The 1,416-nt window shown below is 64.3% G+C and carries 3 protein-coding genes; all 3 read left to right on the top strand.

All coding sequences use genetic code 11. The features are described from left to right. A partial coding sequence (locus tag FBT96_RS20920) for a hypothetical protein (RefSeq protein ID WP_169583639.1) occupies positions 1–306 on the top strand: 306 nt, incomplete at its 5' end. Next, the gene (locus FBT96_RS19410; protein WP_136909580.1) at positions 306–947 is read left to right on the top strand and encodes a hypothetical protein; all 642 of its coding nucleotides are present in this window, start codon (positions 306–308) and stop codon (positions 945–947) included. The genes FBT96_RS20920 and FBT96_RS19410, both read left to right, overlap by 1 nt. 20 nt (positions 948–967) lie before the next feature. Beyond that, entirely contained in the window at positions 968–1,219 is a 252-nt protein-coding gene (locus FBT96_RS19405; RefSeq protein ID WP_136909578.1) for a hypothetical protein, read from the top strand. Positions 1,220–1,416 lie beyond the last annotated feature (197 nt).

Raw genomic sequence — 1,416 nt, 5'->3', positions numbered from 1 at the left:
GGCCGGGTCGATCGCCCCGAGGAGTTGCCGGGGTTTTCCGTGATCCTGAACCGGGTGCCCCTGCGTGTCTCGGAAGCGGAACGGGCCGTGGCGCAAGAGCTGTTCGCAGCCCTGCCCGCCTGTGAGGCGTTCCTGTCGAACCGCACCGCCTACGTGCGGATGGATCGCGAAGGACTGCTGGGCGAGATCGCGGAGCATACCCCAAACCGCGGCCTTGCCACCCATGTGCTCAATGCCGTGAAGGAGGCAGCAGAGCTGCTCGACGAGATCGACCGGATGATCGCCGTTCCGATGGAGGTCGCGTGATGGCCCCGCGCAAGGATATGATGCGGGTCATCCGCCGCGATGCGGGGTTTTCGGCAACACTCGGATTTGGCGAGAGCGCGGGCAATCCGAAGGATGACTGCTCGCAGATGCCAAACGCCCGCGAACCGGAGACCTCGGCGCTTGCGACCGGGGTGGAATCCGGGAAGGAGGCAGGTTTCGGCGCGATGGCTTCGGCGGCGATCGAGGAGCGCACGGCCGCCGCAGGGGCTGCGGCGAACCACGAAGCAGAGGCACACGACACTCCTCAAGGCGCGGGAAAGACGACGGTCGTTTACGTCGCCGTTTCACTCACCGCGGCGCAGGCGCCGCGCGTCGAAGCCTGGGCCAAAGCCGCGCGATGTCCGGTCCCCTTCCTGATCCGGCGTGTCGCTCAGGGGCTGCGCGATGATCTCTGCCGCGACTGGAAAGACACCGGCTGGCCGGAGGTCTGCGAACGACGGGGTGCCCGAGGACGGCATCCAACCAGCGTGACGTTGACCCTGCCCGAAACCTTCGCCGCCGATCTCAGCGCACGGCACGACCCGCTCGGCATCATCGGGCTCGGCCGCGCTATGGGACCCGCGTTTCGGGCGCGGTTCGAAGCGGCTTTCGACGCCGCACTTGCCGAATCCGGCTTCTGAAATCCATCGAGGGACCAGTCATGAGTGATGAGAAAAAGTCTGCACCGCCGTCGTTGCCGCATCAGGCGATCGACATCGGCCTGCCCGTCGAATGGATGCTCGATCCGCATGATCAGAAGGTCGTGCTCGGAGTCGTCTACGAATTCTCGCAATCGAAGGTGCGAAAGATCGTCTGGTACACCGCCAACAAGCGCCGAGCGAAGAGTTTCAAGGTGGTGCGGGAACTGGGCTTCAGCGATGGCGCCCAGGAGATCTCTCCCGAAACGCCATGAGTGCCGCCGTAACCCCATGATAATGAAATATTTGTGACGCCATTCAGCGGAAACCCGCAGTTCGGCGCAACAAACCCATGCTGTTCAACGCGTTGGGCCAAGAGCGGCACAGGAGCGGGTCAACCTTGCACAAATCTGGACGGCATGGATCGGCACCCTACCGGTGAAGCCGCAGGCATGGTGTGCTTCAGGCGCGC

The organism is Rhodobacter capsulatus, assembly GCF_005144475.1.
GTDB lineage: Bacteria > Pseudomonadota > Alphaproteobacteria > Rhodobacterales > Rhodobacteraceae > Rhodobacter > Rhodobacter capsulatus_C.
This window is presented reverse-complemented; position numbering and strand designations above follow the sequence as displayed.